This window comes from Paraburkholderia bryophila, from assembly GCF_013409255.1.
Lineage (GTDB): Bacteria > Pseudomonadota > Gammaproteobacteria > Burkholderiales > Burkholderiaceae > Paraburkholderia.
Window position 1 is genome coordinate 2,835,593 of the sequence record NZ_JACCAS010000002.1, and the last position, 26,728, is coordinate 2,862,320.

Below are 26,728 nucleotides of genomic sequence, written 5' to 3' on the forward strand. Positions count from 1 at the left end.
TTTCGGCAAACGGGGGCCGTCGACGGTTCAAAAGCCGGCTGATAAACCTGCCAGCTGATTCTCGTGTTGATACGACCCAAGCGGCAAAAAGGTCAGCGCTCTGAAACGGGTTATGCAGACCTTCCCTAGCTCTACCGATCAAGACACCGCTGCGGAATATAGCATCAAGACATTAACCGGCATCGCGGCAGATGAGGACTATGTTTCCCCGAAAGGTTGGACAGCATCCAAGGGTCAAGAGTCAGGTCTGTCGTATCTGAAATTCAATGTGCCGATGGATTTGGTCACCACAGAGGACGGCATCACGCAATATGAAGGATTCTTGCGCTATGTGTGTGAAAAGCTTGTAGTGCACGGTGGCTATGGTGGACTAGCCCCGATTCTTGCCTACAGCTATCACCGTTATGCACTGCACGAATGGGCACTCGCCAAACGCTTTAGCGGACTCGAAGTAGACAGCACTGCACATCTGCAATCGCAGGAATACGACCCAATTTCCTACGAAGGCGAGTCTCTCGACCACATGACTGCTTTTTATCCGGGCCTACACCCCGGAGCAAAGGTTGGTCGGTGGGGCTTCATCAAGGGCGTCAGCTGGTACACGATTCTCGGCGAACTATTCGTTGAACGCTTGGGCGGCGAAGCTGCATTACGCAAAGCACTCGACCGCCCCGACATCCATATCGAACATGTCGGGTCGTCATTACTCATTCGTGCGGGTGATTTCCCCCGTCTCGGCGCACCCGAAGAAGGTCTACCCGAACCATACGTCTTCGTGAACAGCGTCTTACGTGTGCTGCGCGACCCGAAATCGGACGGCCTGAATTTGTACAACCCGGATCTTCGGCATACGGATACGAAGAATGCACGAACGTGGACGGCGCGCTTCGATCTACCCGATGCGCCGCCCATCCCCGAACCGCCAACCATCGTCCCATACTCCGTCGAACATAAACCCGTTCGCCACAGCGTACCTGACGGTAGTCCATGCCCCGAAGCATGATGGTGGCAAACCCCGCGCGAAGGCGGACAGTCATCGCCATTTTGAAGCCGGAGAAATCATGCCGGTCTTTGCCGACAGCCGCTATGGCGCAACAACCTGGACCCAGTCCGACAACGAGAGCACATCATGACCGACAAGCAAGAAATGGTTCGCCTGACACTGGCCGATTTCGCCGCCGACGTAACTCGTAGCTGGTTAAACAGTCACGCACCGTGGACCCTGACAACAGGGCATTGGCTCACTTCTCCATCGCACGAAAACTGGACGTGGGTCGATGAAGAGGGGCAGGAAATCTGTCGCTACACGGTCGCGCAGCTAGCGACGGGTTGGGACGACATCGTGCGTCAGTCGGATATGACGTGGTCGACGCTTGAACGGATCGACTGCATGCAACTCGATCTGATGATTATCCAGGGCGTGGTGTCGGTGATTTGTACGGCGGAAGAGACGATGTTCGGCGTGTCGCTGAACGATGGCAACACACCGCTGCAGCGGAGAAACGAAGCGCCGGCAGCCATCTTTATCGCGCTGGTCGTCATGATTGGCACGGCAGACGCGGAAGCACTCAAGGCACTCGCAGCCACCCTTGGCGTCGATGAATCGAACACTGGTTGAAACCGGCGCCGAATGAGTTGACCTCGACGAGACGAGTTTGCTGACTCCCGAACACGGCGACGGATAGCGGCTACGTCAAATACCCGCTCGTCGCCGCTTCATCCTCACACGCTCGACGACGTATCCTCTTCGGCCTCGTTCAACACCGCGTTCTGCACCGCCGTAGCCGGGCTCACATAAGCCGGCGCCTGGCGAGGATCGTCGATCGTATAGCGCAACCGTCCACCCTCTACATACACGCGCAACTGCCGGTACTTCACCAGATACATCAACCCCACCAGCGCCGCCGCGAACCCCGACGCCGCCCCCACGCCGAGTGCCCAACGCGGCCCGAAGCGGTCCGCAACCCAGCCGACTACCGGCGCGCCGAGCGGCGTGCCGCCCAGCGCAATCGCCAGCAGGATCGCGATCACGCGGCCACGCATGGCGGGTTCAGTAGAGAGTTGCACGAGACTGTTGGTCGACGTGGTGAAGGTCTGCGTCGACATACCGATCAGGACGAGCGCGATACCGAACAGCACGTAATTCGGCATCAACGAGGCCACCGTGCAGCCCACGCCGAAAACCGCCGCCGCGCCGAGCAGCAGCGCCATGCGCGGTTTCGACCGGCGCGCCGCGAGCAGCGCGCCGGTCACCGAACCGATCGCCATGGTGGAACTCAACAGGCCGTATTGACTCGCGCCCGCATGGAACGCAGTGACCGACATGGTCGAAATGAAGATCGGGAAGTTGAGCCCGAACGTGCCGATCAGGAACAGCATCAACAACGCGGCCTTCAGATCGGGACGCGTCCAGACATACTTGAAGCCTTCCACGAAACTGCCGCGCGCACGTTTCGCTCGCGGCTTCAGATACAACTGGTCGAGCCGCAGCATGCGCAGCGAACCGAGCACGGCGACGAACGACAGCGCGTTGATCAGAAACACCCAGCCCGTGCCCACCGAAGCGATCAGCAGCCCCGCGACCGCCGGCCCGATCATCCGCGCGGCGTTGAACGACGTGGAATTCAACCCGACCGCATTCGAGAGATCCTCTTCGCCGACCAGATCGGATACGAAGGTCTGACGTGCCGGCGAATCAAACGCGGTGACACAGCCGAGCAAACCCGCGAACACATAGACCTGCCAGAGCTGCACGAGTCCGGTAATGGTCAGGAGCCCGAGGCCGAGCGCCAGCGAGCCCATCGCCGCCTGCGTGATGAACAGCAGCTTGCGGCGGTCGAAGTGATCGGCCGCATAGCCGGTGAGCGGCAACAGCAGCATTTGCGGGCCGAACTGCAGCGACATGACGATGCCTACGGCCGTCGCGTTGTGATGCGTGAGTTCGGTGAGCACGAGCCAGTCCTGCGCCGTGCGCTGCATCCACGTACCGATGTTGGACACGATCGCGCCGCTAGCCCAGACCCGGTAATTAAACGTGCGCAGCGAACGGAAAGTACCTGTCACCGGATCGTTTCCATCGTGAAGAAACGTGTGGCGATCAGCGCGGCGCGCGGACTGGCGAACTCGCTCATGCGTGGGTGCGTTCGAGCAGATCGAGCACTTCCTGCGTCGTGCCGGTTTCGCCGATTCGCGGGAAGATACGCGCGAGTGTGTTGTTGTGCGCGTCCAGATTCATGTCCGTCATGGCGTCGACCACCAGCGTGAGGTTCAGGCCGAGTTCGTGTGCGAAGCGCGCGGTCGATTCGACGCCGATGCTCGTCGCCACACCGAGCAGCACCACCTGCGTGACGCCTTGTTGTTGCAGATACGCTTGTAGATCGGTGTTCGTGAACGCGCCCCACGTGCGCTTGGTGACCACGTGATCGGACGGCTGCTGGTTCAGTTCCGGCATCAGATCCGCGAAACCGGCCGGGAAGTCGCCCTTAGGACCCGTCTGGTCCGCACGCCCCGGCGCGCCGCCGGCAACGTTGACCAGCACGACCGGCAAACCGTGGCGGCGGAACGCTTCGGTCAGCAGTGCCGCGCGTTGCACGACCTCGGCGGTGGGATGCGCGGTGGGCAGTGCAACGATGCCGCGCTGCAAATCGATCACGACCAGTGCGGTCTTTGCGTCGAGCGTGGTAAGTGCCATGGTGTTTCTCCTGCGGGTTACGAGTCGATGAGGCGTTTGAGCAAGTCGACGCCGATAGCGAGTTGCTGCTGCTCGGCCGCCGAAAAGCGCGTCTGGATGGTGCGGAACAGCCAGTCTTCGCGCGCCGCGCGGCTGGCTTTGACCTTCTTGCGGAAAGCGGGGGTGAGAGAGAGAACCGTTTGCCGGCCGTCGTTCGGATCGGGCGCGCCGGTGACTAACCCGGCGGCTTTCAGAGCCGAAAGCATTTCGCCCATGGATTGCGGGCGCATGCCGTGCAGGCGCGCGAGGGCGCTGACAGTGGCGGTGCCTTCGCGCTCCAGCAGACTCAGCACCTGAATCTGCGACGGCGTGAAGTCGCCGATATGCGCTTCTTCGCGCAGCCGCCGGCGCAGTTTGCCGGTCACCACGCGCAGATCTTCCGCCATGGCGTGCAGGGCGTCAGCATTGGGTGGTGAGGCAGGTGAAGCGGACGGTGTATCGCTCTTACTCATGGCTTACAGATATGAAGGTTACCTACAAAGGTTACCTTCATATCTGCGTCGAGTCAAGGCGATGCAGGCGGGGGAGAAGAGCGGCAGAGTGGCGGCGCGACCACCACGGCTTGAATCGATCGCGTGCGCCGTCCGCGCTTTAGCCAGCGGCCTTTAGAACTTATGACGCAGCGCAACGCGCGCCACCACCTGATTCTGCGTCGACGACGGCGACTGCACGCCCGGAATGAACGCGTCGTCGAGAATCGAGTTGGTCGAACTGCCGGCAACCTTCTGATATTCGCCCTGCACGTAGACGTCCGTGCGTTTGGAGATGTTGTAGTCCGCCATCAAACCGACCGAGTGAATCTTCGGCTTTACACTGCCCGACGACGCGTCGTAGTTCTCCATCGTGTAGACATACTGCGCGCCGACAAAGAACGCGGGCGTGAACTGGTATTTCGCGTTCACCTCGAAGTTCTGATACTTCAGCGTGTTCAGCGTGACGCCGGCTGCGGCGAGCGGAATGCCGATATAGCCATTGCCGGTCGGGTTCTGGTAATTCGAGTTGGTGTATGCGAAGCCCAGCGTCGTCGAACCGAACGTGTAGTTGATGCCGCCACCGAACACGCGCATGCGTCCGGCGATAAAGCTTGCGTCGTTCGCGGTGATCGCGCCATTCGAGCCCACGCCCGGATTGTCCGCCTGCAAATACGCCGCGGCGACCAGCAGGCCGCCGGTCGCGTATTGCGCGCCAAAGCTGTACGCGCGGTTATTGGCGAAGTTCGTATCGTTGCTGAAGCTATACGTGCCGCCGAACTGGAAACCCGAGAACTGGGGGCTCGCGTATTTGATGGTGTTGTCGAGGCGGAACGAGTTGTCGGTGTTGTCGTTGTCGTACGGATGCGCGAACAGATAGCCGGCCCAATTGCCGTTGGCGGTTGTCTGCGCAAGGTAATCGACCACCGAATCGTACTGACGGCCCAAGGTCACCGTGCCGAATTTGTCGCTGCTAATCCCCACATAGGCCTGTCGTCCAAACATACGGCCGCCCTGATTGAGTCGGCCGGAATTCAGGTCGAAGCCGTTCTCGAGTTGAAAGATCGCCTTGAGTCCGCCGCCGAGATCTTCCGCGCCTTTCAGGCCCCAGCGGCTGCCTTGCGCATAACCGCTGGCAAGTTCGACGACGCTGCCGTGTCCAACGTTATTCGTGTAGTCGATGCCTTCATCGATCACGCCGTAGAGTGTGACGCTGCTTTGCGCGAACACGGGGGAAGCGGCGCCCAGCAGGGCGAGGGCGATGACTTTCTTTTTCATGAGATCTCCAGTGTGTATTGGCTAGGGGCCGTCGCATGATTTTCCGGCCAATACTTTTTGCAAAGCGAGGAATTCTGATGGGATCAATCGGCTTCGCCGATGGAGCAAGCGCTGGAGAACGCGAGCTCGCAGTCAAACGTTGGCGATCCGAAGTACTTCGAGGAGAGGCGAAGGGTTTCGCCAGAGAGAAGAAGCGTGTGAGGTCAGGCTAAGTGTTTCGATGAAACGCGGCGGCGCTCTGTGCAGCGCCGCCAAAAAAGTCACCGCCTTGCCATGAAGACCGCAAAGGCGGACTCCATCGTCAAGCGGCCACGCCGACCGTCACGTTTCTGCGTTCTTCGACCATCGCTTCGATCAATGCGGCGAGATCGTCCACCGCCGGATCGCGATTGACCGATGAGCGATGCAACTCGAGATCCGCCGCCGGCAGCAGCGGCAGGCCGTCACACACGCCGAGCACGCGCCAGTTTTCCGGTAACGTGCAGCGGTCGATGATCGTCACGGCCGCGCCGTGATTGACGGCCACCTTGATCCCCGTCGGACTCTGGCTCGTGTACACCACCTGGTACTGTCGCTGGAACGCGGCGAGCGCTTCGAGTCCGCGCTGGCGGTAGCAGCAGGTCTCGGGAAACAGCGCCAGCGGCACGGGCGCGTCGGGCTCCAGCACGAAATCCCGGTGCGCCGCCCACACCACCTCTTCACGCCCGAGATGCCGCCCGCTCGTCTGCGAGCCGTGCCGCACCACCAGCGCCAGATCCAGTTCGCCGGCCTGCAGTCGCTCCAGCAATTCGAGCGACATCCGGCAATGAATATGCGGCCGCGCGCCTGGCCTCAGCGCGTAGAACTTCTTCAGCAACTCCGGCAGCCAGAGCTCCGCGTAATCCTCCGGTAGGCCGAACCGGATCACGCCATCGCTATTGCTCCGGTTCAGTGCGGCGATCGCTTCGTTTTGCACCTGAATAATGCGGCGGGCGTGAATCAGAAAGTTTTCGCCGTCGCGCGACAGCGCGAGCCGCCGGCTGTTGCGCAGAAACATGTGCGTTTCCAGCCGCTCTTCCAGCGTACGAATACGCAGACTGATGGTCGATTGGGTGCGGTGCAGCAACTTTGCCGCTGCGGTGAATCCGCCGCTGTCGACCACGGCCACAAAGGCTCTCACCAGTTCGGGATCGAGAGAACTCAGTTTTGACCAATCGGGTCCGCTGATGGAAGCCATCGGAATTACTCGCTTTCCAAAGAAATTTGGCGATCAAAACATGGGGGCGTCAGTGAGGTGATTGTTGTCGAAAACAATTCGCGTCACAAATCAGTCCGAACCCCTAATCTGGAGTCCCGCCGTGTCAGTCAGTCTTCCTCTTGCCGATGCCGAATGCAACGATTTGAGCGACATCGTCGATACCGGGCGTTATCCGCTGCACGATCCGGACCACCCGCGCATGCGCGAGCTGGTGGCGAGCTGCCGTGCCCACCTGGCGGGCAACGGCAGCGCCGTGCTGCACGGTTTCCTGCGGCCCGAGGCGCTGGCCCAGGCGCGCGCCGAAGGCGTGGCGCTGGCCGCCAAGACCTACTTTTCAACCCGTAAGGTCAACGCCTATTTCACCGCGGACGATCCGTCGCTGCCCGCCGACGACCCACGCCGCGTCTTCATGGACCGCACCAGCGGCTTCGTGACCCGCGACGTGATTCCGGCCGACGCGATCGTGCATCGCATTTATGTAGCGCAGGCCATGAAGCGTTTCGTCGCCGCCTGCCTCGGCGAAACACGCGTGTGGGAATACGCGGACCCGTACGCCGGCCTGGTGCAGAACGTCATGCCGCCGGGCACCGAGCAGCCGTGGCACTACGACACCAACGAATTCATCGTATCGATGATGACGCAACAGCCGGAAGCGGGCGGCGACTTCGAGTACTGCCCGAATATCCGCTCGCCCGAAGGCGAGAACTACGGCGGCGTGGGCAGCGTGGTGCGCGGCGAAACGCGCGCGCCGATCAACGTGATCACGTTGCAACCGGGCGATCTGCAACTGTTCAAAGGACGCTTTTCGCTGCACCGCGTCACCCGGGTGGAAGGCACGGTCGAACGTCACACGGCGATCTTCGCGTACTCGCAGAAGCCGGGTGTGATCGGCCGGCTCGAACGAACCCGGCAGTTATACGGGCGCGTCTCCGAAATGCACCTGGAAGCCGAGCAGAGGCTGGTGCGTGCCGACAACCTGGTCGATTGAAACCGCTTTCCCAAACTGATAACCCCGTCCCCCTGTCGAGAAACCATGACGATTATTCGCCCGACTCATCTTCCGGAAGATTGCGAACCGACCGCGGAAGAAATCGCGCAGATTCAACGCGACCGGCTTGCCGCCGTGCGCCGTGAACTGAAGAAGCGCGACCTCACCGCCGCGATCCTGTTCGACCCGACGCATATGCGCTACGCCACCGGCTCGCGCAACATGCAGGTGTATTCGATGCGCAATCCCGCGCGCTATCTGTTCGTGCCGGCCGAAGGCAAGGTCGTGCTGTTCGAATATGCGGGCTGCGATTTCCTCGCCGACGGGCTCGACACCGTCGACGAAGTGCGACCCGCTACCGCGATTTCCTACTACTTCTGTGACGACATGCTGGGCCGCGTCACCGAACGCTGGGCCGACGAGATCGACGAACTCGTCAAGCAAAGCGGCGGCGGCAAGCGGATCGCGATTGAAAGCGCGACTTCGGCGGCGGCTTTTGCGCTGCAGGCGCGCGGCTATCAGATCAGCGACGCGCAGGAACCGCTGGAACGCGCCCGTTCGATCAAGGTGCCCAACGAGATCAAGATGATCCGCTCGTCGCTGCGCGCCGCCGAAGAAGGCGTGCGCCGACTCGAAGCGGCGCTGGTGCCTGGCATTAGCGAAAACGAATTGTGGTCGTATCTGCATAAGCACATCATCGAGACCGACGGCGACTATGTCGAAACGCGTCTGATCAGTTCGGGGCCGCGCACCAATCCGTGGTTCCAGGAGAGCAGTCCGCGCAAGATCCAGGCGGGCGAACTCGTCGGACTCGATACCGACGTGGTGGGCCGCTTCGGCTATTACGCCGATTTCTCGCGCACCTTCCTGTGTGGCGATCTGCCCGCCACCACGGCACAGAAGACGCTCTACAAGCTCGCCTATGAGCAGGTGCATTCGAATATGGAGAACGTGCGCGCCGGCACGACCTTCCAGGAGTTCATCGCGAAGGCGTGGAAGATTCCCGGTCCGTATCAGGCGCGCCGCTATTTCGCGCTCGCGCATGGTGTGGGCATGACGGGCGAATATCCGTACATCGTCCATCGCGAGGATAACGAGGCCAAGGGGTATGACGGCGTGATCGAGCCCGGCATGACGCTGTGCATCGAAAGTTATATCGGCCATGAAGCCGGCGGTGAAGGCGTCAAGCTGGAAGAGCAGGTGTACGTGCGCGACGATGGTCGTGTGGAACTGCTGTCCGACTATCCCTTCGAGAAGCGCCTGCTGGCCTGAACGCTCAGCGCGGCCGCATTCGGAGACATTGCGGCCGACGCTTCCCCTGCCAACCCATTCAATGCCATTCATTACTCCAAGGGTGATCCACGATGCAACTCAGACAACTTCGCGCGGTGCTGTGCGCCGCCGCCATCGCCTTGACCGGCACGACCGCGCACGCCGCGGATAGCTGGTGCGCGCAAGGCAAGACCGTCCACTTTGCCGGTATCACGTGGGAAAGCGGTTCGTTCGCGACCGAAGTGTTGCGGCAGATTCTGGAGAAGGGCTACGGCTGCAAGACCGACGTCGTGCCGGGTAGTACCGCGGCCACCGAAACCGCGCTCGCGCACAACGACGTGCAGGTGTGGGCCGAACAATGGACCGGCCGCAGCGAGATCACCGCGAAGGCGGTGGCGTCGGGTAGCGTGAAACTGGTCGGCGATACCTTGCCGGGCGGTACGAAAGAAGGCTGGTTCGTGCCGGAATACGTGGTGAAGGGCGATCCGAAACGCGGCATCAAACCGCTCGCGCCGGGCCTCGTTGCAGTCACCGACTTGCCGAAATACAAAAGCGTATTCGCCGACGACGAGGAACCGGACAAGGGCCGCTTTCTCAACTGCCCGACCGGCTGGGACTGCGAACGCGTCAATACGCGCCTGCTGAAAGTACTGAATCTGGACGCGACCTATACCAACTTCCATCCGGGCACCGGCGCGGCACTGGACGCGGCGATCGCCTCCGCGTATCAGCGTGGCGCGCCGATCGTGTTCTATTACTGGGGACCGGCCGCGCTGATGGCGAAGTACAAGTTCGTCGAATTGAAAATGCCGGCCTATAACGACGCCTGCTGGAAGACCTTGCGCGACGAGAGCAGCACGTCGCAATGCGCGTCGTCGTACATGGTTTCGCATGTCACCGTCGGCGTGTCCACGCCGTTCTACGACGCCGATCCGCAACTCGTGTCCATGCTCAACAAGGTCAAGTTTCCGATGGACTTTCTGAACAGCACGATCCTCGAAATGAGCACGAAGAAACTCGACGGCTCGGCCATGGCCACGCAATTCCTGCGCGAGCATCCGGAGATGTGGAAGCAATGGGTGCCGGCCGACGTCGCGTCCAAAGTGCAGGCCGGACTCAGCGGCGCCTGATCGATAGCGAAGTGCCGGACCGTTGTAACGTCCGGCCGATTTCGACGGCGTGAGGCTCTCGCGGCTTCACGCCCGACCGCAGAGGCGAGAGCGAGCTGACCCGCTGTCCATTTGCCGTGGAGGCTTGATCATGAATTCTTTTTTTCTGCATCTTTCGATTGCCGACTGGGTGAACGACGCCGTGCAATCGTTCGTGACCCGCTACGGCGACGGTTTTCATCAGTTCAGCATTACCGTGTTGCGCTATGTGCTGGTGCCGCTCGAGGGCGCGCTGCGCGCGTTGCCGCCGTGGCTGATCCTGCTCGCGGTCGGCGCGATCACGTGGAATGCGACCCGGCGATTGACCATCGCCGGGTTCTTTATCTTGCTGCTGTATGCGATCGGTTGCTTCGGGCTGTGGGAAAAGCTGATGCAGACGCTGGCGTTGATGCTGGTGGCCACGGTGTTATCGGTGTCGTTCGGTGTGCCGCTCGGCATTCTGACCTCGCGCAGCGCGTGGTTGCGTCGCCTGTTGTTGCCCACGCTCGACGTGATGCAAACGCTGCCCAGTTTCGTCTACCTGATCCCGGTGCTGATGCTGTTCGGCCTCGGCAAGGTGCCGGCGATTCTCGCGACGATCATCTACGCGTTGCCGCCGCTGATTCGCCTGACCGATCTCGGCATTCGTCACGTGGATGGCGAAGTGGTCGAGGCGGCACGCGCATTCGGCACCACGCGCTGGCAGTTGCTGGTCAACGTGCAGTTGCCGCTGGCGCGCCCGAGCATCATGGCCGGCATCAACCAGACCACGATGATGGCGCTTTCCATGGTGGTGATCGCCTCCATGATCGGCTCGCGCGGTCTCGGCGAAGACGTGCTCGCCGGGATTCAGACGCTCGACGTGGGCAAGGGCATGCAGGCGGGCATTGCCATTGTGATTCTCGCGATCGTGATCGACCGTATCAGTCAGGGCTATGGGCAGGACCGTCGCACGCGGCGTCTGTTCGCGCAGCGCAAAAAGGCGAAAGCGGCCTCGCGGATTCCTTATCGCGCGAGTAGCGCGGAGGCGAACGAGCAGGGCGCGGCGGAAAGCGGACTCGAAACCCGCGCGGCGAAGTAGTTGCCGACCCTGATAGCCCAATAGTCCATTCAGAGCAAAGCACCAGGAGAGCGAGATGGCAGCGATCGAAGTCAAACACGTGTACAAGCTGTTCGGGCCGCCCACGAGTCACGCGCGCGTGCTGGATCTATTGCGCGGCGGCAAAGGCAAAGCCGACGTGCTCGCGCAAACCGGCTGCAATGTCGGCCTTAACGACGTCAGCCTGAACATCGGCTCGGGCGAAATCTTCGTGATCATGGGCCTTTCCGGCTCCGGCAAGTCGACGCTGGTACGCCACTTCAACCGGCTGATCGAACCGACTGCGGGCGAGATCGTGATCGACGGCTCGGACGTCATCAAGCTCGGCGCGCAGGGCTTACGCGAACTGCGCCGCTACAAGGTCAGCATGGTGTTCCAGAACTTCGGGCTGCTGCCGCATCAAACCGTGCTCGACAATACCGCGTACGCACTGCGTGTGCGCGGTGAGAGCCGCGCGCAGGCCAACGACAAGGCGCGCGTGTGGCTCGGCAAAGTGGGCTTGAACGGTTACGACGAACACTATCCCGACGAGTTGTCCGGCGGTATGCGTCAACGTGTCGGACTCGCGCGTGCGCTCGCCGCGGATACGGATGTGCTGCTGATGGACGAAGCGTTCTCCGCACTCGACCCGCTGATTCGCACGGAAATGCAGGATCAGTTGCTGCAATTGCAGGCCACGCTGAAGAAGACGATTGTGTTTATCACGCACGATCTCGACGAGGCGCTGCGGATCGGCAATCGCATCGCGATTCTGCGGGACGGCAAGCTGGTGCAGCAGGGCACGCCCGACGAAATTCTGACGCGGCCGGCGGACGATTACGTGAGGCGTTTCGTGGAGCGGCGTTCGGATCGAAGTGCGACGCGACAGTGAGGCAAACGCCGGTTCGTGGCAACGCGAACCGGTCTCACGGAATCTGATTCTGAATTGCTTCGCTTCACTGCGTTGTCACTCGGTACTCGTAGATTGGAGGGGCTGTACCCTTTCAATCCATGAGAACCGAAATGACAAAGATCAGATGGCATCATGCAGGAACCGTTGCTTTGCTATGCGCAAGCAGCGTCGCTCACGCGGGCACACCGTCGGTGGGCAGTCGTGAATACAAAGTACTGCTCAACCCCGCGAGTTTCGCGAGCCAGCCGGCGGATGCGGCCAATCGCTTTCTCACCGACCTGCAGGCGAGTCTCGCGGCGAACGGCTTCGATCGTACGGTCACCGGCAGCTTCGCGGCCGACAACGATCGCACCGTGCTGTACTACGACTCGCCGGGCACCTGCGCGGTTAAGCAGGCCGGCTATTCGATGCGCGAACGCGACGACAGCAGCGGCCGCAATATCGAACTGAAGTTCGGCTCGCCGAACCAGACGACCTCGGCGAATACCGACGTGAGCGGCAGCTCATCGAAGGCGAAGAGCAAACTCGAAGACGACATCACGCCGCCGTCGAACCAGACCTATTCGCATTCCACCAACGAACCGCTGTCGGACTCGAAGAACATCAATCATCTGAGCGACATCAAGGACCTGTTCCCGACCACGCACGTGTTCGACAGCGTCAGCACTCAAACGCTGGTGCCGGTGAGCGGATTGTCGATTCATGAAGTCACGTACGACGGCGCGGTCAGCGATCTCGGTCAGGAAAATGCCGACTTCACGATGACGGTCTGGTACGCGAACGGTTCGACGACGCCCGCGCTGGCCGAGATTTCTTTCGAGGTCGACGTGAACAGCGACGGTATTTTCACCGACAAGGTGACCTCGCGTTCGCAACTCATGTTCAGCGTGATTCAAGGCATGACGAACTGGGTGCAGTCGCCGAGTTCGACGAAGACCGCGTGGGTGTACAAGTATCTGCCGACGTTCTGCGGGCAGTAAGGTAGTAGAGCGGTAAGGCGGTTCTGCGTTAATGCAAAGGCCACAGCATTAGCGCAGAACCCAGGCGAGTGCAGTGAAACTGATCAACTCATTGCACTCGCCGCCAATCACATTCAAGCTGCGTCGTCGAAACGTTTCGCCCAGCGTGCGCCGCAACCGAGCAACGCGCCGCTGATCAACAGGGTCACGGTGCCCATCGCCATTCCGTCGCCGATCGAGCCTTGCTCGAACTGCTGCCAGATAAAGATCGACGCGGTCTGCACGCCGCTCGGCGCGAGCAGTAGCGACGTCACCAGCTCACGCGAAGCGACCGCGAACACGATCATCACGGACGATACCAACGCAGGCGCAACCAGCGGCAATACGATCCTTAGCAACACGCGTGCACTCGACGCGCCATGCACGCGCGCCGCGGCTTCGAGTCCCGAACCAAGTTGACGCAACGCCGCGCTCGTATAGCGAATCGGATACGGCAACAGCAGGCAACTGTACGACAGCAGCAGAATGCCCCACGTGTTGTACGGCGTGACAGGCCAGATCGGCAGATTCCACGCCAGAATCAACCCCACGCCGACGACGATGCCGGGCAACGCATGCGGCAGCAGCGTCAACGCGTCGAGCGCGGCACGGCCCCGCAGGCGCGTTTTCACGACGACCCATGCGCTGAGAAAACCCAATGCACCCGTCACTAACGCCGTCGCGGCGGCAAGCGCGAGACTCGTGCCGAGCGCGCTCGCGCCGTCGCTGCCTGCGGAAAGCGCCTTGAAGTGCGCGAGCGTGAGGTTGTTGATCGCGAAACCGCCCGACAGCGTGCGCGAAAACGCCGTCGTGACGATCGCGAACAACGGCGCGATCGCCGCGCATAGTGCAACGAAGCCGAACATCGAAAGCACTGGCCAACGCCAGCGGCCCAATTCGCGCCGCAACGTTGCGGTGGGTTTGCCGGTCTGCGTTTCGAAGTCGCGGCCGGCGAGCACTCGCCGTTGCAGCACAAAGGCCGCTAACGCAAGCAAGGCAAGCAGCAGCGCGAGTACCGAAGCGCCGGGCAGATCGATCGGCCAGTCGGAGAAGCGTTCTTCGATCGACGTCACCATCAAACTGAAACCGGCACGCGAACCGAGCGCGGACGGCACGCCGAATTCTTCGATCGCCATCGTGAAGGTCAGCAATGCGCTGGCGGCGATGGCGGGCAGCATCAACGGCAACGTAATGCGCGCGAAACTGCGCCACGGGCCCGCGCCGAACACGCGCGCCACGTCGGCGAGGCGTCCGCCCAACGCGGCCAGCGTGCGCGACACCGAAAAGTAGACGACCGGAAACACGCCGAGCGTCATGGCCGCGACCACGCCGTTGAACGAGAACAGAAAGCGGCCGAGATTCACGCCGGTCAACTGTTCGAGATAGCCGCTCGGTTGCAGCAGCAGAATCCAGCCGAATGCCGCGAGATACGGTGGAATCAGAAACGGCGCGAGAAACAGCAGATCCCACAAACGCGCACCCGGCAGCCGGAACAAACCACGCACGACGCCAAGCGGCAAACCGAGCGCCACGCTGGCGAGCGCGACGCTCACGCCGAAGCGCACCGTATTGCCGAGCAAGGGGAGGGTATCGGCGCGCACCAGCGCCGCGCCGAACGCGCTAAACGGATGCGCGAACGAGCCGCGGTTGAGCAACGGAAAGATCGCCTGCAACACGACGAAGCCGATCGGCAACGCGATCAGCACGGCGAGCGCGGCAAGCAGCGGCGTCAGCAGCCAGGCCGAACCGCCGCGCGGCGCACCGCTGGGCGGCGCGGCGCGCATCATCACGCGAGCCATTAGTGATCGCCGAACAGCGCATTGAAACGTGCGAGCACTTCGGCGCGCGTCTTGGTGTTCGAGCCGTCGTCCTGCGGCAGCAGCTTCAGATCTTTCAGCGGCGGACGGGTGCCGGCGATATCGTCGCGCGCCGGAATCAGCCATGCGTCGGCGACCAGCTTCTGACCTTCGTCGGACAACACGTAGTCGATGAACGCGCGCGCTTCGTTCTGCACGTGCGAGGTCTTGAGGATCATCATGGGGCGCGGCGCGATCACCGTGCCGCTGCTCGGAAAGATCACCTTGACCGATTCGCCGTTCGAGGCCGCGCCGTACGCCACGTAATCGACCGCGCCGAATACCGCCGACTTCGCGCCTTGCAGCACGGGGTTGATGGCCTGCGCATTCGGACCGAGCACGACCATGCCGTTCTTGTGCAGGCTGTCGAACAGCGACCACGCGGATTCCCCCAGGCGATCCTGCAAGCCGAGCAGCAGATCGAGCGAGGCACCCGACAGTGCCGGATTCGGCGTGGTCACCTGATTGCGATAAGCGGGCGCCGCGAGATCGCGCCAGTCGTGCGGCTCCGGCTTGCCGGTGCGCGTATTCCACACGATACCGAGCGCGGAGATGCCTTGCGCGACATACGCGGGGCCTTTGAACATGGGCGACACATGCGCGGCATTCGGGCTCTGATAGTCGAGCAGCCAGCCGCGTTTTTCCAGATCCTGCGCGGTGTCCCACGAAGCGGAGATCAACACGTCCGCATGCGGATTGCTCGCCTCGGCTTCGAGACGCGCCATCACCTTGCCGGTGGTGGCCTGGAACAGATCGACCTTGATGCCCGTCTTGCGCTCGAAACCTAACGCCAGTTTTTTGCTGAGGTTGCCAGGTCCAGCGGTATAGACGGTAATAGAAGCAGCTTCGGCTGAGGAAGTGCCCAGCCCGAGGGTCAACGACATGGTGAGAATAACGAAGAAAATTGACTTGAACATTGTAGCGATTCCTTTACCGGTGAAGGACGCTTTCCACGCGCCCGTGTGCGAGCGTGACGATCGTATGGGCGAGGGCTTCGGCTTCCTTGCGCTCGTGGGTCACGTACACGGCGGTGGTGCCGAGTTGCGCGAGCAGGCCGCCGATTTCGTCGCACAGACTCGCGCGCAACTGGCTGTCGAGATTCGACAGCGGCTCGTCGAACAGCAGGATGCGCGGCTCGGCGACGATCGCGCGGGCCAGCGCAATGCGCTGCTGCTGGCCGCCCGATAACGCCGACGGACGCCGCGCGCCCATCCCGTCGAGACCCACGCGCGCGAGCGCCGCGGCGACCCGCTCGCCGCGTTCGCGCCGGCCGACGCCGCGCATTTCCAGCGGAAACGACACGTTGCCGGCCACCGTCATATGCGGCCACAGCGCATAGTCCTGAAACACCATGCCGAGGCCGCGCGACTCGGGCGGCACACAGGTCGCCGCATCGGCGACGGTTTCGTCGCCGAACATCACGCGGCCCGCGTCCGGTTTCAGCAGCCCGGCCAGCAGTTTGAGCAACGTGCTTTTGCCGCAGCCGGACGGTCCGAGCAGCGCGAGCGTGGTGCCCGCCGGCACGTCGAGATCGACGCCGTCGAGTACGGCCTGCGCGCCGAAAGTCTGACGAAGCCCGCGCACGCGGATCGATACGCTCGCGCTATCCATCCTGCCGTCCTCAGAACGTGTGGCGAATGCCGGCCATCAGGCCGACCTGGTTCTTGCCCGCCACTACGTCCGTGCCGAAACCGTTCAGGCCGAGATTCGAGCCGTTTCGGTTTAGCGCATACGCGAGGTTCAGATACAGATCGGTGCGCTTGGACAGGAAGTAATCCGCGTCGACCTGGAACGACCACGGATCGCGCGACGTGCCATAGAAGTTCTGGTACATCGCCGTGCTCGACAGGTTCAGCGCGGCGCTCGCGTGATAGGTCGCGCCGAGCCAGTAGAGGCTGGTCGCTTCGACCGGTCCGGTGGAGAGCGTGCTCAGGTGGATCGCTTTCGAATTCAGGTAGCGGTAGCCGCCGAACAGATCCGTGGAAGCCAGCGCATAGCGCACGCCGACGCCGATACGCCGGTCGACGTTACCTTCGTAACCGCCTGCCTTGGTGGTGTGCGCCGCCGTCGGACTCGTGCTGCCGCCGTTTTTCTGGTCGTACGCGATGGCCGCGCTGAGCGGGCCGCTCTTGTAGCGCAGGCCGGCTTCGATCACGCGCGCGTTGCGAGTGTCGCCCGCCGGTTGCGCGCCGTACGTGACGTTGTCGTAACCGAGGCTGTACTGGACGAGCGCGGTGACCGGGCCGAAATGGTGCTCATAGCGGACCGTGTTGTCGAGCCGGTCGGAGAACGCCGGGTCCTGCATCTTGATCGCGTAGACCGCGTTGCCGAGCGGGTTGTAGAGGCTCATCCAGTCGAGGAACAGGCCGCCTTGACGACCCAGCGACAGCGAGCCGTAAGTGGTGTCCGACAGGCCCACGTACGCGAGCCGGCCGAATTCGCGGCCGCCTTGCAGCAGCGCCCCGCTGTCGACGTTGAAGCCGCTTTCCAGCCGGAAGAAGGTCTTCGCGCCGCCGCCGAGGTCTTCGGTGCCGGTCAGGCCCCAGCGCGAGCCCGACAGATTGCCGGAGGTCAGGCGCGTGACGTCGTGCGTCTGGCCCTTGGTGGCCGAAGCATTGTTGAGAAATTCGACACCGGTGTCGATGATGCCGTACAGCGTGACGGAGGAAGAGGAAGAAGCTTCTGAGGCGGCGAAACTGGTGTTCGACTGACAGACGGAAACGGCCAGACAGCAGCCGACCGCCGCGATGCGGTAGGAGTGGTTCACGGATTGTGTCCTCTTTGGGATTAAGTTTGAGCCGTGAATGTAAGCTGGGCTTAAGTCAAATGAATGACAGCGTAACGTCCGGCATCTTTTCCGGTGTTTCCGGTGGCTAATGACCGATTCGTGTCATCGGCGAGCCGGGTTGTCACGTTATGAGGGAAGCCGTGCTGGCCGTCTGTCTCATGTTGACGCTCGCCAGTCTGCCCCTCATTCCCATCGGTTCTTTTTCGCGCGCGAAATTCATCACATGTCATTTCCTCTTTCAACGATCACGACGATTTCCAAAGCAGGCGTGCGCGCCGCGCTGCTGTGCGGCCTGTTCGCGAGCGGGTTCGCGCAGGCCGCGGACAACGTCATCGTGCTCGATTCCGGCGAAGCGAAACTCTCGCTCATCGACGGAGCCACCCACCAGGTGATCGGCACCGAGCCGACCGGCAAGGAGCCGCACCATCTGATGATCACGCCCGACGGCCGTTCGCTGATCGTGGCCGATTCGGTGTCCAACGACCTGATGTTTCTCGACCCGCACACCGGCAAAGTGCAGCGCCGCGTCGAAGATATCGAAGACCCGTATCAACTGGGTTTTTCGCCCGATCACAAGTGGTTTGTGACGGCGGGGCTGCGGCTGGATCGCGTCGATGTGTATCGCTACGACGGCCAGAACGTGTCGCTCGCGAAGCGCGTGCCGCTGTCGAAAACGCCGAGCCATATGACGTTTTCGTCGGATAGCCGCACGGTGTTCGTCACGCTGCAGGACACCGGCGAAGTCGCCGCAATCGACCTCGCGACGCAAACGGTGCTGTGGAAGCTGCATATCGGCAACACGCCGGCCGGCTTGTGGATGACGCCCGGCGATCGCTATCTGTTGATCGGTATGACGGGTGAGGACGATGTGGCCGTGGTCGACTGGCACAAGCAGCAGCTCGTGAAAAAGATCCCGACCGGCCGTGGCGCGCACAACTTCCGTAATCTCGACGACGGTCAGCACATCGCGGTGTCGAATCGCGTGGAGAGCACGATCAGCATTCTCGATTACAACACGCTGACGAAAGTCGGCGACATTACCGGTCTGATGCCCGGACCCGACGACATGGAGTTGTCCGCCGATCGCCGCTACCTGTGGGTGACGTTCCGTTTTGCGAAGCACGTGGGCATTATTGATCTGACAACGCGAAAACTTATCGACACGATTGCTGTCGGACGTTCGCCGCATGGCCTTTATTTCGCGAATCGCGCGCCGGTCACTGCGCCGAATCCGGACTGAGGCTGGAGGCCCACTGAGGCCTCAAGCTTCCGTTTTCATTACAGCATCGGTTTTTCAGAGGTTTTTCGATGATTCACGACATCCTCGCGCTGCTCGACAACGGCATCTCAGCGCTGCAAACGCTGCTGTATGTCGACGTCGTGCAGCCGTTCTTCTTCAAGTTCGGCTTGATGGGCTATGACGAAGACACGTACGACGCGCTCTACTGGGTGATCATCGGCGTGCTCGAAATCGTCGTGACGTATGCCGCTTTGCGGCCGCTCGAAGCGTTGCGGCCGATCGAGACCTGGCAGGATCGCAAGGCGCTGCGCGCCGATGTGATCTACACGTGGATCGCCAAGCTCGGCATCATCAATATCGCGGTTTTTTTCATGCTCACGCCGCTGTTCAATCACTGGCAAAGCCTGATGGCGATCTACGACGTGCCGAATATCGACGTCGATAGTTTGTGGCCCGGCGTGACCGATCAGCCGGTGGTGTCGTTCCTGATCTATCTGATCGTGCTCGACTTCTTCGGCTACTGGTATCACCGCTGGCAGCACCGTTTCGGCGTGTGGTGGGAATTGCACGCGGTGCATCACAGCCAGCAGCAGATGTCGCTGTGGGCCGACGACCGCAACCACTTTCTCGACGACATCATCCAGGCCGCGTTTTTTGCGGCGATTTCGCTGTTTATCGGCGTGCAGCCGACGCAGTTCGTCGTGCTGGTCGCCGTCGGCAATTTCATGCAGAGCGTGCAGCACGTGAATGCGCGTTTGCCGTATGGGTGGCTGCTGGAGCGCGTGATCGTCAGTCCGATTTTTCATCGCCGGCATCACGCGGTGGGGTATGGGCATGAAGGCACGCGTTATGGATGCAACTTCGGCGTGCTGTTTCCGTGGTGGGACATGATGTTCCGCACCGTGTCCTGGGACCGCACCGTCGAGCCGACCGGCATTCGCGATCAGTTGCCCGTGCCGCACGGCGCCGGCCGTTCGTATGGCACGGGGTTGATCGCGCAGCAGTGGTATGCGTTCGGCCGTATCGTGCAGCGTTTGCGCGGTCAGCGGAACTATGCCGGTGGCGCGGCTGAATAAGCGGCAGGCGACGACGTCGACGCTTCGGCCGCCAGATAGCGCCCAGGTGTCGTGCCCATCGCGCGGCGGAACATGTCGATAAACGCGCTGACGTTGTCGTAGCCGAGTTCGAGCGCGATCGTCGTGACGGGCATGCCGTCCGCGACAAGTTCAAGCGCACGCAGCAAGCGCGCCTGCTGCCGCCACTGCGCGAACGTCATGCCGGTTTCCGCCACAAAACGGCGGCTCAGCGTGCGCGGCGCGAGACCCGCCCACACCGCCCATTCATCGAGCCGGCGATTGTCGGACAGATCGCCGACCAGCGCGTCCGTGAGACGCACGAGCCTGGCGTCGTCGGGGCGCGGCAAATCCAGCGATTCCTCTTTCGACGCCGCGAGTTCGTCGACGATGACTTCCGCGATGCGCGTTTGCGCGTCGTCGAGTTCGACGCCCGGCCAACTTGCCACGCGCCGGACGGCTTCGCGCAGCAAGGGCGTGGTTTTGATCGCGCGCGGCTCGCGCGGCAGTTGCTCGCAGCGCTGCTCGGTAATGAACACGCTCCAGCCGGAAAACGGTCCGTAGGAGCGCACCGAGTGCTCGTAATGCGGCGGAATCCAGATGGCGTGGATCGCGGGCACGACCCATTGCTGTCGGTCGAGGCCCACCGAGACGAGCCCGCTCAACGCACCCATCAGCTGCCCGCGCGCATGACTATGCGAGGACGTCGAACGCGCCTCGGTTTGCGTCAGTTCGGCCGCGGCGAGGAAAGGACCGGCCGGCGAGGTGACGAGATCCGGGCGAATCAAAGGTTGGGTCATGGCCTGAATACCGTATTGATTGGCCTTTATACCGGAGACCGGCCGCATTTGCACGCCTACACTGGATTCCATTGTGATCAACAAGGAGTGCAGTGCGATGCGAGCTGAACAGGTTCTTCCCGATTCAATCAATCAGACTGAGATTGGCGGTACGACGATCCGCAAGGGCACCGTCGCGGCTTTTCTCGCCAATGCGCGTGTGTGGACCGATCCCAACGCGAGCAAAGCGGCGTACGCCGAGGCCGAAACCGATATGGTCGATGCGCTGCCTGCGTTGCACCTTCTCGGTTTGTTCGACGTGCTCGAGATTCGCGATCACGCGTTGCGCGACTGGGTTCAGGTGCGGCAGCGCGCGCTTCAATCCCAAGCTTCAGCACAATCCCAGGCTAACAGCAAGGAACCATCATGAAAGCAGCCATTGTCAAAGCGGCGGGCGAGGCGCCCGTCTACGCGGATTTCGCTCGACCCGAAGCGTCGAGCGGATTGAGTGTCGTCGATGTCACGGCATCCGCGCTCAGTCACGTCACCCGTTCCAGGGCGGCGGGCTCGCATTATTCGTCGTCGGGCGACTTTCCGTTCGTTGCCGGCGTGGACGGCACAGGCCGACTGAGCGACGGACGACGCGTCTATTTCTTCAAGCCGCAGGCGCCGTTCGGTGCGATGGCGGAACACAGCCTCGTCGCGGACACGCATTGCATTGCGCTGCCCGACACGCTCGACGACGTCACGGCCGCGGCGATCGCGATTCCCGGCATGTCGTCGTGGGCGGCGCTCGTCGAGCGGGCGGGTTTCGTGGCGGGCGAAACCGTGTTGATCAACGGTGCAACGGGCACCTCGGGACGGTTGGCCGTGCAGATCGCGAAGCACCTCGGCGCGGCGCGAATCATTGCGACGGGGCGTAATGCTGCTTCGCTGGAAGCGCTCAAGCTCATCGGCGCCGATGACACGATTTCGCTCGATCAGGACGAAGCCAGCTTGAGCCGCGCGTTCGAAGCGGTGTTTCGCGACAGCGTGGACGTGGTGCTGGATTATCTGTGGGGCGCGAGTGCGCGGTCGTTGTTGATCGCGGCGGCGAAAGCATCGGAGGACGATCACCCGGTGCGCTTCGTTCAGATCGGCGCGATTAGCGGCGCCGAGATCGCGTTACCGGCGGCCGTGCTGCGTTCGACGGATATCAGGTTGGTAGGGAGCGGGATTGGCAGCGTTCCTTTGGCGCATTTGTTCGGGGCGCTGAAAGCGGTGTTCGATGCAGCGGGGCCTGCTGGTTTGCAGGTGACGACTCAAACGGTGCCGCTGGCGGAACTGGGCGCGCATTGGGGGCATCCGGATAGTGCTCGTCGGACGGTGTTTGTGCCGTAGACGTAGGGGGTATAACGCCTCGCTGCACGTTCACCTTTGTCTTGGTCATGACCGGACACGATCGCTCATGCCGTCCTTGCCTTATCGGTTTATTTAACTATAGTGTGAAATATTAACCGTAAGGTTTATCAAAGGAGGCCATCATGAGCGAATCGTTTGAACGTCCTTCGCTGGGGGCATCGGTGTACTACAAGGACGCGTTTGCTGCGCTCGACTGGCTGGAAAAGGCCTTCGGCTTCGAGCGTCAGATGGTCATTACAGACAACGATGGCCAGTTGGCCCACTCGGAAATGCGTTTCGGCGACAGCTACGTGATGATCTGCCGCGAATGGTCGGAAGATGCGGCGAGCCCGGCGTCGATCGGCGGCAAGAATACGCAGTCGGTGCATGTGCAACTACGTGACGGTATCGACGAGCACTGTGCTCGCTCGCGCGCTGCTGGCGCGGTGATTACGCGTGAGTTGGCCGATCAGTTTTACGGCGACCGTGTGTATGCGGCTCGCGATCCGGAGGGGCATATCTGGAGCTTTGGGCAGACCGTGCACGAGGTGTCGCGTGAAGAAGCCGAGCGTGCCAGCGGGTTGAAAATCGAAGGCTGGGTGTAACGCATGGGACTGCCCGCGAGTGTCTCGCTCGATCGCACGCTGGCCGCGCTGGCCGATCCGAACCGGCGTCACGTGGTCGATCTGTTGAGCCGGCAACCCATGCGCGCCGGCGAACTCGCGCAGGCCACCGGTCTCTCGCCGCAAGCGATGAGCCGGCACTTGCGCGTACTGCGTTCGAGTGAGTTGATAGAAGAATCGCGCGGCGGCGGCGACAGCGTCGACGCGCGCGTGCGGCTTTATGTATTGCGATCGACGCCGATGAACGAATTGAAAACGTGGCTCGAGCAGACCGAGGCATTGTGGTCGGAGCAACTGTTGTCGTTCAAGGCGCACGTCGAGGAGCAGGGATGAGTTCGCGCGTGCAGGTGTCGCTGCGCGTTGCCGCGTCGCCGTCGCGTGCGTTCGAGGTATTCACGCGCGATATCGGCCGATGGTGGCGGCCTAACGGGCTGTTTCAATTCACGCCGCAAGGGGAGGGGGTATTGTCGTTCGAACCGGCTGAGGAGGGGAGTGGCGACCATGGACGTCTGGTCGAAACGCAGCCGGACGGCAGCGTGTTCGAGGTGGGCCGCGTCACTGTGTGGGAGCCGGGCGAACGTTTGGCATTCGGCTGGCGGCAAGCGAGTTTTTCCGCCGCGCAACACACGCATGTCGAGGTGCGTTTCGAAGCGGTGGGCGACGAGACACGGGTGACGGTCGAGCATCGTGGCTGGGATACGGTGCCGCAGGATCATGTGGCGCGCCATCATTTTCCCGATCGCGTGTTTCTATTGCGGCACGGGGAGTGGTGGCAGGTTTTGTTGGCCGCGTTGCGTGCGGAAGTGGGGGATGGAGTGCTACCGCCGGTGCTTTAGCAGAGTGGAACCGAGCCACACGATGAGCGCTGAAAAGACGAAGCTCAGAGCGAGCAGCAGGCCTGCTATCACGCTTTCGTGGCCCTCTACGCCGACTGTGCCAAACAGACGGAAGAGAGGGGCAAGCGCCTGATACCCGCTCTCGCTGTATAACCACGCGAGCAGGGCATTGATTCGGGAGACTGAATGGCGATGCATCCTTCGCTGATGCCGAATCGGCCGTCGGGATGGAGGCGGAAATTGCCGCGACGCACGCCATGCACGAACGTGTAGTCGTCGATGACACCGTCATTACGGTAAAGGGCGAACCATTGATCGTGCTGCACGTGAGATGCCTTGTCTTTTGCCCAATCCCAAAGCCACCCGAGACGCCCCCCGCTTTGACGCCCGATGATGTAATAGCGTCCCTTCGGGATTGGACCGGCGTTCTTGATGGCCGTGTTCGCGCGGCTGCTGATCCTGACCGCGCGTCGTGTGGTCCGAAAAATCAGCGAGCACGCCAGCGCCGATTAACAAACCGCCACACCGCACTCACCAGCAACGACCCGACGCCAAGCCCCACGCCCAGCAACACGATCGAACTCATATGATCGCGCACCAGGGGCACATTGCCGAACAGATAACCGGCGGCCACCAGCGACACGATCCACAGTGCTGCGCCCGCGCTGACGAACGACAGGAAACGCGCGAACGTCATGCGCGAAACGCCCGCGACGAACGGCGCGAACGTCCGCACCACCGCAATGAATGGCGACAGCAGAAACGTCAGTCCGCCGCGCGCTTCGTAAAATACATGCGCCTTGCGCAATGCGTTCTTGTCGAGCCAGCGATAGTCGGCGGTATAAACCTTTTCACCGATCGCGCGGCCAATCGCATAGTCGACGACGCTGCCGGCCACCGTGGCCGCGAACAGCACGGGGATCACGAGCCAGACGTTCAGCGCGCCGGTTGCGGCGAGTCCGCCGCAAATGAAAATCAGCGGATCGCCGGGCAAGAAGAACAGCGGCAGAAAACCGATCTCGACGAATATGACGAGAAACAGCATCGCGTAAACGGCGGTGCCGTATTGCACGATCAGACCGCTCAGGTGCTGGTCGAAGTGCAGGGCGACCTGCAACACATGCATCAGATCCATCTCGGGGCGCGGGGGAATTGGGATGTTCGGGAGTGTAGCCCGACGGCGGCACGGGTACCTGTCTATTTCCTTGGAGAGATGTCAATATCGCGTCGTGTCATACGCAAATAAAACCTGAAACAAACCTGCGAAACCTTTATGCGACAAGCTTCCGCCGTCACTTTCCGTTTTGCCGCGCCACCCGATGCGAACGCGATCCAAGCTATCGAATTCGAAGCGGGCCAGCGTTTCGCCAGCGTCGGTTTGACGGGCATTGCCGATGCCCCGCCGATGGATATCGAGCGTATCGAAAGCAAGATCGCCGCGCGCGAGATCATCGTCGCCGTGGATGCCGATGCGACCCGCGTCGGATTCGTCATGTTCGAGCCGCAGCCCACGCGCATCTATATTCAGGAGCTCGACGTGCTGACGTCGCATGCGGGGCAGGGTATCGGCGCGGCGTTGATCGAGCAGGTCGCGCAACACGCATTGGCGCGGCAGCTCACGCAACTGATTCTGTCCACCTATCGCGAGGTGCCGTGGAACGCGCCTTACTATCGACGGCTCGGGTTTCGCGATATCGAAGCAGCGGAACTCGACGCGCATCTGATCGAGCGGCGCGACGCGCATATCGCGCGTGGGCTCGACGAATCCAGGCGCGTGTTCATGCGGCGCGATCTGGCATGAGATGAGGTTGGTTGCGCGAAAGAAAAACGCGGCGGGTGCGACCGATATCTATCTCCGGTCACATCCGCCGCGTCGTTTTACCGCTTGCTACAGCGAGCTCGCTGCCACGCAGGTGGCGCTTATTCCACCCGCTTATTCCACCGTTTCCAGCGCCGGATAATCCACATACCCGGTTTCGCCGCGCGCATAGTACGTCGACGGATTCGGCTGGTTCAGCGGCGCATCCGTTTCGAAGCGGCGCACCAGATCCGGATTCGCGATGAACAGTTGGCCCCATGCCACCGCGTCCGCTTCACCCGCGTCGAGCAATTGTTGCGCGCTCTGCTTGGTGAACTTTTCGTTCGCGATGTACGGGCCGCCGAATGCCTGCTTCAGTTGCGGGCCGAGGCGGTCGTCGCCGAGCGCTTCACGAGCCGCGATGAACGCGATCTTGCGCTTGCCGAGTTCGCGAGCCACGTAACCGAACGTAGCGGCCGGATCGGAGTCGCCCATGTCGTGCGCGTCGCGGCGCGGTGCAAGGTGCACGCCCACGCGATTCGCGCCCCACACATCGATGCAAGCGTCGGTGACTTCGAGCAGCAGACGCGCGCGGTTTTCGATCGGACCACCGTAGGTGTCGGTACGCTGATTGGTGCTGTCCTGCAGAAACTGGTCGAGCAGATAGCCGTTCGCGCCGTGCACTTCAACGCCGTCGAAACCGGCCGTTTTCGCGTTCTCGGCGCCCTTGCGGTACGCGTCGACCAGACCGGCGATTTCGTCGAGTTCCAGCGCGCGAGGCGTCACGAACGGACGTTCCGGACGCACCAGACTCACATGCCCTTGCGCGGCGATCGCGCTCGGCGCAACCGGCAATTCGCCATTCAGGAACACCGGATCCGAAATACGGCCAACGTGCCACAGTTGCAGAAAGATCTTGCCGCCGGCGGCGTGCACCGCGTTCGTGACGAGCTTCCAGCCTTCAACCTGTTCCTGCGACCAGATGCCCGGCGTGTCGGCATAACCCACGCCTTGCGGGGTGACCGAGGTGGCTTCGCTGATGATCAGGCCGGCGCTCGCGCGCTCGGCGTAGTAACGCGCCATCAACGCGTTCGGCACGCGGATTTCTTCGGCGCGCTGGCGCGTCAGCGGCGCCATGATGATGCGGTTCGACAGCGTGATATCGCCAATTTGCAGCGGATCGAAAAGAGTCGGCATAACAGTTCACCTTCGGCAACGAGCTTGTGGCCCGGCCTGAAAAAAT

28 protein-coding genes and 1 pseudogene are annotated in these 26,728 nt (G+C 62.0%); 16 read left to right on the forward strand and 13 right to left on the reverse strand.

Translation table 11 applies throughout. From position 1 onward, the window contains the following. Window positions 1–76: 76 nt before the first annotated feature. Together GGD40_RS33580 and GGD40_RS33585 are read left to right on the forward strand one after the other, a co-directional pair. A pseudogene (locus GGD40_RS33580) lies at window positions 77–1,133 on the forward strand (type VI immunity family protein); the annotation flags it as partial. Next, window positions 1,130–1,618: a hypothetical protein gene (locus GGD40_RS33585; RefSeq protein ID WP_179746615.1), complete on the forward strand. Its 489-nt coding sequence runs from the start codon at window positions 1,130–1,132 to the stop codon at window positions 1,616–1,618. The pseudogene GGD40_RS33580 and the gene GGD40_RS33585, both read left to right, overlap by 4 nt. A 104-nt stretch (window positions 1,619–1,722) precedes the next feature. On the opposite strand, the gene GGD40_RS33590 is transcribed toward GGD40_RS33585, so the two are convergent. The 5 genes from GGD40_RS33590 to GGD40_RS33610 all read right to left on the reverse strand — a co-directional run bounded on the left by GGD40_RS33590 (window position 1,723) and on the right by GGD40_RS33610 (window position 6,694). Further along, the gene (locus tag GGD40_RS33590; protein WP_179746617.1) at window positions 1,723–3,063 is read right to left on the reverse strand and encodes an MFS transporter; all 1,341 of its coding nucleotides are present in this window, start codon (window positions 3,061–3,063) and stop codon (window positions 1,723–1,725) included. 64 nt (window positions 3,064–3,127) lie between these two features. Next, window positions 3,128–3,691 (reverse strand): isochorismatase family protein, encoded by a 564-nt coding sequence (locus GGD40_RS33595; RefSeq protein WP_179746619.1) that lies wholly within the window; start codon window positions 3,689–3,691, stop codon window positions 3,128–3,130. Between the two features lie 17 nt (window positions 3,692–3,708). Then, window positions 3,709–4,182, reverse strand: a complete 474-nt coding sequence (locus tag GGD40_RS33600) for a MarR family winged helix-turn-helix transcriptional regulator (RefSeq protein ID WP_179709655.1) — start codon at window positions 4,180–4,182, stop codon at window positions 3,709–3,711. A 153-nt stretch (window positions 4,183–4,335) separates the two neighbouring features. Further along, the gene (locus GGD40_RS33605) at window positions 4,336–5,478 is read right to left on the reverse strand and encodes a porin (protein WP_179746620.1); all 1,143 of its coding nucleotides are present in this window, start codon (window positions 5,476–5,478) and stop codon (window positions 4,336–4,338) included. A 301-nt stretch (window positions 5,479–5,779) separates the two neighbouring features. Continuing rightward, window positions 5,780–6,694, reverse strand: a complete 915-nt coding sequence (locus GGD40_RS33610; RefSeq protein ID WP_179709650.1) for a LysR substrate-binding domain-containing protein — start codon at window positions 6,692–6,694, stop codon at window positions 5,780–5,782. 121 nt (window positions 6,695–6,815) lie between these two features. Between GGD40_RS33610 and GGD40_RS33615 the strand changes: the two genes are divergently transcribed. From GGD40_RS33615 to GGD40_RS33640, 6 genes are all read left to right on the forward strand, one after another. Beyond that, window positions 6,816–7,703 carry a HalD/BesD family halogenase gene (locus GGD40_RS33615; RefSeq protein WP_179746622.1) on the forward strand — a complete coding sequence of 296 codons (888 nt, stop codon included), beginning with the start codon at window positions 6,816–6,818 and terminating at the stop codon, window positions 7,701–7,703. 45 nt (window positions 7,704–7,748) lie between these two features. Next, window positions 7,749–8,975, forward strand: a complete 1,227-nt coding sequence (locus tag GGD40_RS33620; RefSeq protein WP_179709647.1) for a M24 family metallopeptidase — start codon at window positions 7,749–7,751, stop codon at window positions 8,973–8,975. Window positions 8,976–9,067: 92 nt separating this feature from the next. After that, window positions 9,068–10,105, forward strand: coding sequence for an ABC transporter substrate-binding protein (locus GGD40_RS33625; protein ID WP_179709644.1), 1,038 nt, complete (start codon window positions 9,068–9,070; stop codon window positions 10,103–10,105). 130 nt (window positions 10,106–10,235) lie between these two features. Further along, window positions 10,236–11,204, forward strand: a complete 969-nt coding sequence (locus GGD40_RS33630) for an ABC transporter permease (RefSeq protein WP_179709642.1) — start codon at window positions 10,236–10,238, stop codon at window positions 11,202–11,204. Window positions 11,205–11,259: 55 nt separating this feature from the next. Continuing rightward, window positions 11,260–12,093 (forward strand): quaternary amine ABC transporter ATP-binding protein, encoded by an 834-nt coding sequence (locus GGD40_RS33635; RefSeq protein WP_051980731.1) that lies wholly within the window; start codon window positions 11,260–11,262, stop codon window positions 12,091–12,093. Between the two features lie 131 nt (window positions 12,094–12,224). After that, entirely contained in the window at window positions 12,225–13,094 is an 870-nt protein-coding gene (locus tag GGD40_RS33640) for a hypothetical protein (RefSeq protein WP_179746623.1), read from the forward strand. Window positions 13,095–13,207: 113 nt separating this feature from the next. Here GGD40_RS33640 and GGD40_RS33645 read toward each other — a convergent pair whose 3' ends face one another. From GGD40_RS33645 to GGD40_RS33660, 4 genes are read right to left on the reverse strand one after another with little or no spacing between them, the layout of a single operon-like run. Then, complete coding sequence (locus tag GGD40_RS33645) at window positions 13,208–14,911, reverse strand: ABC transporter permease (protein WP_179746625.1); 1,704 nt, start codon at window positions 14,909–14,911, stop codon at window positions 13,208–13,210. Then, the gene (locus GGD40_RS33650; RefSeq protein ID WP_134962970.1) at window positions 14,911–15,885 is read right to left on the reverse strand and encodes an ABC transporter substrate-binding protein; all 975 of its coding nucleotides are present in this window, start codon (window positions 15,883–15,885) and stop codon (window positions 14,911–14,913) included. The genes GGD40_RS33645 and GGD40_RS33650 overlap by 1 nt, the downstream gene beginning before the upstream one ends. A 13-nt stretch (window positions 15,886–15,898) precedes the next feature. Next, entirely contained in the window at window positions 15,899–16,579 is a 681-nt protein-coding gene (locus tag GGD40_RS33655; protein ID WP_035556304.1) for an ABC transporter ATP-binding protein, read from the reverse strand. A 10-nt stretch (window positions 16,580–16,589) separates the two neighbouring features. Then, the gene (locus GGD40_RS33660) at window positions 16,590–17,735 is read right to left on the reverse strand and encodes a porin (protein ID WP_179746627.1); all 1,146 of its coding nucleotides are present in this window, start codon (window positions 17,733–17,735) and stop codon (window positions 16,590–16,592) included. A 244-nt stretch (window positions 17,736–17,979) separates the two neighbouring features. On the opposite strand from GGD40_RS33660, the gene GGD40_RS33665 reads away from it, so the two are divergent. Together GGD40_RS33665 and GGD40_RS33670 are read left to right on the forward strand one after the other, a co-directional pair. After that, window positions 17,980–18,996, forward strand: coding sequence for a YVTN family beta-propeller repeat protein (locus tag GGD40_RS33665; RefSeq protein ID WP_179746629.1), 1,017 nt, complete (start codon window positions 17,980–17,982; stop codon window positions 18,994–18,996). A gap of 68 nt (window positions 18,997–19,064) precedes the next feature. Continuing rightward, on the forward strand, window positions 19,065–20,072 hold the full coding sequence (locus GGD40_RS33670; RefSeq protein ID WP_179746631.1) for a sterol desaturase family protein: 1,008 nt from the start codon (window positions 19,065–19,067) through the stop codon (window positions 20,070–20,072). Here GGD40_RS33670 and GGD40_RS33675 read toward each other — a convergent pair. After that, window positions 20,048–20,869 (reverse strand): AraC family transcriptional regulator, encoded by an 822-nt coding sequence (locus GGD40_RS33675; protein ID WP_179746633.1) that lies wholly within the window; start codon window positions 20,867–20,869, stop codon window positions 20,048–20,050. The genes GGD40_RS33670 and GGD40_RS33675 overlap by 25 nt on opposite strands. 97 nt (window positions 20,870–20,966) lie before the next feature. Between GGD40_RS33675 and GGD40_RS33680 the strand changes: the two genes are divergently transcribed. The 5 genes from GGD40_RS33680 to GGD40_RS33700 all read left to right on the forward strand — a co-directional run bounded on the left by GGD40_RS33680 (window position 20,967) and on the right by GGD40_RS33700 (window position 23,687). Next, window positions 20,967–21,278, forward strand: a complete 312-nt coding sequence (locus tag GGD40_RS33680) for a hypothetical protein (protein WP_257030760.1) — start codon at window positions 20,967–20,969, stop codon at window positions 21,276–21,278. Continuing rightward, window positions 21,275–22,228: a quinone oxidoreductase family protein gene (locus tag GGD40_RS33685; RefSeq protein WP_179746635.1), complete on the forward strand. Its 954-nt coding sequence runs from the start codon at window positions 21,275–21,277 to the stop codon at window positions 22,226–22,228. The genes GGD40_RS33680 and GGD40_RS33685 overlap by 4 nt, the downstream gene beginning before the upstream one ends. A gap of 143 nt (window positions 22,229–22,371) precedes the next feature. After that, window positions 22,372–22,833, forward strand: a complete 462-nt coding sequence (locus GGD40_RS33690; RefSeq protein WP_179709633.1) for a VOC family protein — start codon at window positions 22,372–22,374, stop codon at window positions 22,831–22,833. A gap of 3 nt (window positions 22,834–22,836) precedes the next feature. Continuing rightward, entirely contained in the window at window positions 22,837–23,184 is a 348-nt protein-coding gene (locus tag GGD40_RS33695) for an ArsR/SmtB family transcription factor (protein ID WP_179709631.1), read from the forward strand. Next, on the forward strand, window positions 23,181–23,687 hold the full coding sequence (locus GGD40_RS33700; RefSeq protein ID WP_179746637.1) for an SRPBCC family protein: 507 nt from the start codon (window positions 23,181–23,183) through the stop codon (window positions 23,685–23,687). The genes GGD40_RS33695 and GGD40_RS33700 overlap by 4 nt, the downstream gene beginning before the upstream one ends. 86 nt (window positions 23,688–23,773) lie before the next feature. Here the strand turns inward: GGD40_RS33700 and GGD40_RS37475 are convergent, their stop codons facing one another. Both GGD40_RS37475 and GGD40_RS33710 read right to left on the reverse strand, forming a co-directional pair. Further along, the gene (locus GGD40_RS37475) at window positions 23,774–24,190 is read right to left on the reverse strand and encodes a DUF2778 domain-containing protein (protein WP_179747145.1); all 417 of its coding nucleotides are present in this window, start codon (window positions 24,188–24,190) and stop codon (window positions 23,774–23,776) included. Next, window positions 24,175–24,822 carry a VTT domain-containing protein gene (locus GGD40_RS33710; protein ID WP_035556322.1) on the reverse strand — a complete coding sequence of 216 codons (648 nt, stop codon included), beginning with the start codon at window positions 24,820–24,822 and terminating at the stop codon, window positions 24,175–24,177. The genes GGD40_RS37475 and GGD40_RS33710 overlap by 16 nt, the downstream gene beginning before the upstream one ends. Before the next feature lie 138 nt (window positions 24,823–24,960). Between GGD40_RS33710 and GGD40_RS33715 the strand changes: the two genes are divergently transcribed. After that, on the forward strand, window positions 24,961–25,488 hold the full coding sequence (locus GGD40_RS33715) for a GNAT family N-acetyltransferase (protein ID WP_179746638.1): 528 nt from the start codon (window positions 24,961–24,963) through the stop codon (window positions 25,486–25,488). Window positions 25,489–25,620: 132 nt separating this feature from the next. Here GGD40_RS33715 and GGD40_RS33720 read toward each other — a convergent pair whose 3' ends face one another. Further along, entirely contained in the window at window positions 25,621–26,682 is a 1,062-nt protein-coding gene (locus tag GGD40_RS33720; RefSeq protein WP_179709625.1) for an alkene reductase, read from the reverse strand. Window positions 26,683–26,728 lie beyond the last annotated feature (46 nt).